The 6,086-nt window shown below is 61.6% G+C and carries 9 protein-coding genes; 4 read left to right on the forward strand and 5 right to left on the reverse strand.

What is annotated here, in order from left to right; all coding sequences use genetic code 11:
* Positions 1-2 precede the first annotated feature (2 nt).
* Genes D0550_RS07315 through def form a run of 4 tightly spaced genes read right to left on the reverse strand, consistent with a single transcriptional unit; the run spans position 3 to position 2,923 of the window.
* Complete coding sequence (locus D0550_RS07315) at positions 3-434, reverse strand: OsmC family protein (protein WP_116808467.1); 432 nt, start codon at positions 432-434, stop codon at positions 3-5.
* The gene (locus tag D0550_RS07320; protein WP_116808468.1) at positions 431-874 is read right to left on the reverse strand and encodes an OsmC family protein; all 444 of its coding nucleotides are present in this window, start codon (positions 872-874) and stop codon (positions 431-433) included. The genes D0550_RS07315 and D0550_RS07320 overlap by 4 nt, the downstream gene beginning before the upstream one ends.
* Positions 874-2,352: an NADP-dependent succinate-semialdehyde dehydrogenase gene (gene gabD / locus D0550_RS07325; protein WP_116808469.1), complete on the reverse strand. Its 1,479-nt coding sequence runs from the start codon at positions 2,350-2,352 to the stop codon at positions 874-876. The genes D0550_RS07320 and gabD overlap by 1 nt, the downstream gene beginning before the upstream one ends.
* A gap of 37 nt (positions 2,353-2,389) precedes the next feature.
* The gene (gene def / locus D0550_RS07330; RefSeq protein ID WP_116808470.1) at positions 2,390-2,923 is read right to left on the reverse strand and encodes a peptide deformylase; all 534 of its coding nucleotides are present in this window, start codon (positions 2,921-2,923) and stop codon (positions 2,390-2,392) included.
* A 97-nt stretch (positions 2,924-3,020) separates the two neighbouring features.
* On the opposite strand from def, the gene D0550_RS07335 reads away from it, so the two are divergent.
* The gene (locus D0550_RS07335) at positions 3,021-3,641 is read left to right on the forward strand and encodes a nucleotidyltransferase family protein (RefSeq protein WP_116808471.1); all 621 of its coding nucleotides are present in this window, start codon (positions 3,021-3,023) and stop codon (positions 3,639-3,641) included.
* 158 nt (positions 3,642-3,799) lie between these two features.
* On the forward strand, positions 3,800-3,982 hold the full coding sequence (locus D0550_RS07340) for a hypothetical protein (protein WP_116808472.1): 183 nt from the start codon (positions 3,800-3,802) through the stop codon (positions 3,980-3,982).
* A gap of 3 nt (positions 3,983-3,985) precedes the next feature.
* Here the strand turns inward: D0550_RS07340 and D0550_RS07345 are convergent, their stop codons facing one another.
* On the reverse strand, positions 3,986-4,387 hold the full coding sequence (locus D0550_RS07345) for a response regulator (RefSeq protein WP_116808473.1): 402 nt from the start codon (positions 4,385-4,387) through the stop codon (positions 3,986-3,988).
* Positions 4,388-4,779: 392 nt separating this feature from the next.
* On the opposite strand from D0550_RS07345, the gene D0550_RS07350 reads away from it, so the two are divergent.
* Both D0550_RS07350 and D0550_RS07355 read left to right on the forward strand, forming a co-directional pair.
* A complete protein-coding gene (locus tag D0550_RS07350; RefSeq protein ID WP_161965683.1) occupies positions 4,780-5,199 on the forward strand; it encodes a response regulator in 420 nt (139 codons plus the stop codon).
* Between the two features lie 39 nt (positions 5,200-5,238).
* Positions 5,239-6,086: HAMP domain-containing protein (locus D0550_RS07355; protein WP_161965684.1), on the forward strand; the 848-nt coding region annotated here is incomplete at its 3' end.

Genomic DNA, 6,086 nt, shown 5'->3' on the forward strand with positions numbered 1-6,086 from the left:
CATCAGGTCCAGCCTTCGAGCCTCGCCTCCATCGTGATCTCCGCTTTGAGCAGGCGAGAGATCGGGCAGCCCGCCTTTGCGGCTTCAGCGGCCTTCAAAAAATCCGGAGGCGTGGCGCCGGGAACCTTGGCGCGCACCTTCAGATGCACGGCGGTCACGGTAAAGCCGGCGTCGGTTTTCAGCAGAGTGACCGCGGCCTCGGTTTCGATCTTCTCGGCCGTCTTGTTCTCCGTGCCGAGTTGAGCCGACAGTGCCATGCTGAAACATCCAGCATGAGCCGCTGCGATCAGCTCTTCTGGATTGGTTCCTTTGCCTTCCTCGAAGCGAGTCGAAAACGAATACTGCGCGTCGTTGAGCACGCCGCTTTCGGTGGAAATCGAACCCTTGCCATCTTTCAAGCCGCCATTCCAGACGGCGGATGCAGTGCGTTTCATGCCGGTGCTCCAGTGGAAGTGGGTTGAGACTCGACGAGAGTGATGGTGTGCGTGAGCTCGGCGGTCTTCGCGATGATGGCGCTGGCGGAGCAATATTTCTCGGCCGACAGCGCCACCGCGCGCTCGACCTTCTTGCGATCGAGTGCGTGGCCGGTCACGGTGTAGTGCATCTGGATCTTGGTGAATACCTTGGGATCCGTGGTGGCGCGCTCGGCATCGATCTCGACGATGCAATCGGTCACCGACTCACGGCCGCGCTTCAGGATCAGCATGACGTCGAAGGCGGAGCAGCCGCCCAATCCGAGCAGCAGCATCTCCATCGGCCGGAAGCCCATGTTCCGGCCGCCGGCGTCGGGTGCGCCGTCCATCACGACGGAATGTCCCGAGCCGGATTCGCCGACGAACATCACGTCCTGAACCCATTTGACGCGCGCTTTCATCAGCTCACCCCGCCGATGCACAGGTACTTGATCTCGAGATAATCCTCGATGCCGTACTTGGAGCCTTCGCGGCCGATGCCGCTTTCCTTGACGCCGCCGAACGGCGCGACTTCGGTAGAGATGATGCCTTCGTTGATGCCGACGATACCGCTCTCCAGCGCCTCGGCCACTCGCCAGGCGCGCGCCAGGTCTCGAGTGTAGAAATAAGAGGCCAGGCCGAACTCGGTGGAGTTGGCCAGCCGGATGACTTCTTCCTCGGTGTCGAACTTCATCAGCGGCGCCACCGGGCCGAATGTTTCTTCGCGCATGGCGAGCATGTCGGCCTTCACGTTGGTGAGAACCGTCGGCACATAGAAGTGACCATTGCCTTCGGCTCGCTTGCCGCCGACCACGACTTTCGCGCCCTTGCTCACGGCATCGCGGACGTGCTCTTCGACTTTGGCAATGGCCTTCTCCTCGATCAGCGGCCCGATGATCGTGCCCTGATCCAAGCCATTGCCCACCTTCATCGCGCCGACCTTCTCTGCGAGACGCGCGGCAAAGCGGTCATAGATGCCGCTCTGAACGTAGATGCGATTGGCGCAGACGCAGGTCTGACCGGCATTGCGATATTTCGACGCGATCGCGCCATTGATGGCGGGCTCCAGGTCCGCGTCATCGAACACGATGAACGGCGCGTTGCCGCCCAGCTCCAACGAAACTTTCTTCACTGTGCCGGCGCACTGAGACATCAGGAGCTTGCCGACCCCGGTAGAGCCCGTGAAGGTCAGCTTGCGCACCAGAGGATTGCTCGTGAATTCGGCGCCGATGGGTTTCGCATCGCCGGTGACGACCGAGATGACGCCAGGGGGCAAGCCCGCCTTCTCGGCAAGCACGCACAGCGCCAGCGCTGAGTACGGCGTCAACTCCGCGGGCTTGATGACCATCGTGCAGCCGGCCGCGAGGGCCGGGCCGACCTTGCGAGTGATCATCGCAGTCGGGAAGTTCCAAGGCGTGATCGCCGCACAGACACCGATGGGCTGTTTGAGAACTACGATGCGCTTGTCCGGACCATGCGACGGAATCACGTCACCGTAGATGCGCTTGCCTTCTTCCGCAAACCACTCGATGAAGGACGCCGCATACGCGATCTCGCCCCGGCTCTCCACCAAAGGCTTGCCTTGTTCGACCGTCATGAGCACAGCGAGGTCTTCCTGATTCGCCATGATCAGATCGAACCATTTACGTAGCAGCTGTGCGCGAACTTTTGCGGTACGCGAGCGCCAATCGGGCAACGCTTTATCGGCGGCCTCGATGGCTTCGCGCGCTTCCCTGGCGCCGCAGTTCGGCACGGTGCCGATGAGTTGTCCGTTGGCGGGATTGAGGACTTGTTTGACCTCGCCGCCCGCTGCATCCACCCAGCGGCCGCCGACGAAGGCTTGCTGACGAAACAAACTCGGATCGCGAAGGGAAAGCGTGCTCTGAGGGGCGGCGGCCATGAAATGCTCCGGCAGGAAATGGAAGTGAAGCGCAGGCTCAGTCGTCGACCAGCGCCTGACCGGGGAACAAAGCTTCGTTGAAACCGAAATTGCGCAGATCGCGGATGCGCATGGGATAGAGGATGCCGTGCAGATGATCGACTTCGTGTTGCACGACGCGCGCGTGAAACCCATCCACCGTGCGATCGATGGGCTGGCCCTTGGGGTCGAAGCCGCGATAGCGCAACTTGCTATGACGGGGCACCAGTCCGCGCATGCCCGGCACCGACAGGCAGCCTTCCCACCCGTCTTCCATGCGATCGGTGAGCGGCTCCAGCACCGGATTGATCAGCTCGGTGTATGGCACTTCCTCGGCCTGCGGATAGCGCGGATTCCTGCCGACACCGAAGATCACGACCTGCAACGACACACCGATCTGCGGAGCCGCGATGCCGGCGCCGTTCAGTGCGGCCATCGTGTCTTTCATATCCCGCAGCAGGGCGTGCAGCTCGGGCGTGTCGAAGCTTTCCACAGGCTTGGCCACCTGCAGCAGCACGGGATCGCCCATTCTCAAGACCGGTCGGACCGACATAGCTCGTCGCAAGGGAGTGAAGTGAGATAACAGTATAGTATCGCCGAAGCGCTCCGGAGCTTGACCCAAAACGTCTGTCATCCAACAGTCACCCCACATGTCCGCCCCACCTCATATCCTGGTGCTGGCCGCTGGCGCCTCCCGGCGTCTGGGTCAGCCGAAGCAACTGGTGAAGCTCGCCGGCCGGCCGGCGCTGCATATCGTCGTGGCGAACGCGGTCGCGGTAGCGGGTCATGCGGTGACGGTCGTGGTGGGGGCGCATGCGCGAGAGATGACTCACCTGCTGGCGCATTCGCCGGCGTCGGTGATCGTCAATCGTCACTGGGAAGAGGGCATGGCGTCGTCCCTGCGCTTCGGAGTTGCATCGCTGCCGCCAGCATGTCACGCGGTGATGGTACTACTCGGCGATCAGGTGGCGGTCACTGCCGATGATTTGAAGCGACTGGTGAGCGCATGGAAAGGTGAGGAAAGCATGATCGCGGCCAGCGTTTACGACCAGCGCGTCGGGGTGCCTGCAATCTTTCCGCGCTTGAGCTTCACTGAGCTTGCCGAACTGCGCGGCGATCAAGGCGCGCGTATGGTGCTCGAACGTAACAATTACCGTCTGGTTCGAGTGCCCATGGCGAATGCGGCCATCGATCTGGATACGCCCGAAGACCTGGCCCGGCTGAACGAGCGCTTTCAGCGGGTGGAATCGACTTTCAGCGCGGAGAAGTAAAAAAATTGCGCGTCGTCATTATTCTGCTGCTCATTGCTGTCGTTATCGCCGTGATCTGGCTGCGAGCCAAACGCAAGCGGTGAGCAACTGCCGAAGGCGGGGAAACATCGCCACTCGTTCAGCCGTTACCTCTGACAGATCGTCGAGAGGTATGCGTCATGCAGGAGTTTTTCCAACAGAATTTTGCCATCCTGGTGGTACTGATTGCGCTGGCGGTCGCGCTGACCATTTTCGTGTTCCGCAAGCGGAAGTTCGAGCGGGGCTATCGCAAGGGCGAGGCCGCGGATCCGCAGCGTGTGAAGGAGCAGAACCGGCCCGATGAATGGAGCCGGAGTCACTGACGGCTAATCCTGGGGCGAGGGGGCAGCCACCCCCAGGGATGCGAGCGAATTGATCAGCATGGAAGCCGTGTACGGCTTCACCAGCACGCCGATGCGCTTGTCCGCCGCGAACTTGTCTTTGAGCTCGCGCTCACTGCGGCCGCTGGCGATGAGGATCGGCAGATTCTGTAATTTCGCGCGCATCTCCGCCGCCAGCTGGTCGCCGGGGCGATCGGGCAATCCCATATCGACGATGACGGCAGATACCTCCGGTGCGTCGGCCAGAGCGGCCGTCGCCTCCCCGGCGTCGCCGGCCTGTAACACTTGGAAGCCCACATCTTCGAGGGCGTCCACTGCAAACATGCGCACCAGCATTTCGTCTTCGACGATGAGTACGCGAGCGGGTCCCGAGTGCTGAACTGTCATGGGTCTGGGTTTTATTGCTGGGCTGCCGTCATGGCTACCTTTTAGCGCAGAGCGGCGCAGTGTACTGCAGGCCGCTGACGAAGCGTATAACGTACGGTAAAACTTGGGAAAAGTACGTCATAACGTACCACTTGTAAGGCTTTGAGGTACAGATTTACAGTGGCGACGTGGCGCTGCGGAACTTTCTACATCAGCCGCGCATTGTGTGGTCTGCGCCGCGACCTGACTCGAAACAACGACATATTCACAAGGTGCCGCGAGTTCGGGTGCAGTAGGGCGTGGCCCGAACGGCCGAGACGGTCTGCGAGACGGTCGGGCCGGGTTGAACGGCTGCGTTTTGGCACAACACTTTTCCGGAGTAGCGGCGCGGTGGACGTGCTCATCGCATGCAAATGAATTCCGATCCTTCCGCAACCGCCGCTACCACGCGAGTACTGCGCGTACTGATAGTCGAGGACGAGTCGCTGGTGAGCCTGTTCCTGCAAGGAGTGTTGCGGGATCTGGGCCATGAAGTCAGTGGTATCGCCCCTTCCTTGAGAACTGCCCTGGCTTTTGCCGCGGGCACGCCAACGGACCTGGCCATCGTGGACGTCGGCCTGGCTGGCGACGGCGGTGACGGCATCGATGCAGCCGTTGCCTTGCGCGCCCGCCATGGCATTCCCGCCCTGCTTATGACCGGAGCGCCATTGGCTTCCCTGGGTGAGCGGGTCAAGGACGCCCAACCTCTTGGCTTCCTCGCGAAGCCTTATACCGAAGCGGATGTGGAGCAGGCATTGCACGCGGCAGTGGCACAACTGCCGCACCAGGACTGACAGCTCCCGCCCGCACCTGGATCGTTGACGGGTGAGCTAATGGCCCAAGCTGCAATTGATACGACATCGTCACTGGAACGAGGCGACATCCTCAAGGCCCTGCGCCTGCTGAAGCGCGGCGACTTTTCGGTGCGATTGCCCATGGATCTGGGCGGCATCGACGGCGAAATCGCCACCACCTTCAACGACGTCGTCGAGCTCAACGACTCCATGACCCGGGAGTTCGCCCGCCTGCGCGAAATGATCGGTCGCGAAGGTCGCATTTCCGAGCGCGCTCACCTCAGCATGGCCAGCGGCAGCTGGTCGCAATGTATCGACTCGGTGAACGGCCTGGTCGGCGAAATGGCGTATCCGGTCTCCGAAGTAGCCCGCGTGATCGGCGCCGTCGCGAACGGCAACCTGTCGCAGACAATGAATCTCGAAGTCGATGCCCGGCCGATGCGAGGCGAGTACCTGCGCATCAGCACCGTTGTGAACACCATGGTGGATCAGCTCGCGTCGTTTGCGTCCGAAGTGACGCGCGTGGCGCGCGAAGTGGGTACCGAAGGCAAGCTCGGTGGCCAGGCACACGTGAAAGGGGTCGCCGGCACCTGGAAAGATCTGACCGATTCCGTGAACCACATGGCCGCGAACCTCACCGGCCAGGTGCGCAATATCGCCGAAGTCACCACTGCGGTGGCCAGCGGCAATCTTTCGAAAAAAATTACCGTCGATGTCAAAGGTGAAATGCTGGAGCTGAAGAACACCGTCAACACGATGGTGGATCAGCTCAACTCCTTCGCCTCCGAAGTGACGCGCGTGGCGCGCGAAGTGGGTACCGAAGGCAAGCTCGGCGGCCAGGCGAAGGTGGAAGGCGTCGCCGGCACCTGGAAGGACCTGACCGATAA

The organism is Steroidobacter cummioxidans, from assembly GCF_003104955.1.

Coding starts and splice junctions, on each gene's coding strand:
- D0550_RS07315 (WP_116808467.1), bottom strand. CDS start 434: ATGAAACGCACTGCATCCGCCGTCTGGAATGGCGGCTTGAAAGATGGC.
- D0550_RS07320 (WP_116808468.1), bottom strand. CDS start 874: ATGAAAGCGCGCGTCAAATGGGTTCAGGACGTGATGTTCGTCGGCGAA.
- gabD (WP_116808469.1), bottom strand. CDS start 2,352: ATGGCCGCCGCCCCTCAGAGCACGCTTTCCCTTCGCGATCCGAGTTTG.
- def (WP_116808470.1), bottom strand. CDS start 2,923: ATGTCGGTCCGACCGGTCTTGAGAATGGGCGATCCCGTGCTGCTGCAG.
- D0550_RS07335 (WP_116808471.1), top strand. CDS start 3,021: ATGTCCGCCCCACCTCATATCCTGGTGCTGGCCGCTGGCGCCTCCCGG.
- D0550_RS07340 (WP_116808472.1), top strand. CDS start 3,800: ATGCAGGAGTTTTTCCAACAGAATTTTGCCATCCTGGTGGTACTGATT.
- D0550_RS07345 (WP_116808473.1), bottom strand. CDS start 4,387: ATGACAGTTCAGCACTCGGGACCCGCTCGCGTACTCATCGTCGAAGAC.
- D0550_RS07350 (WP_161965683.1), top strand. CDS start 4,780: ATGAATTCCGATCCTTCCGCAACCGCCGCTACCACGCGAGTACTGCGC.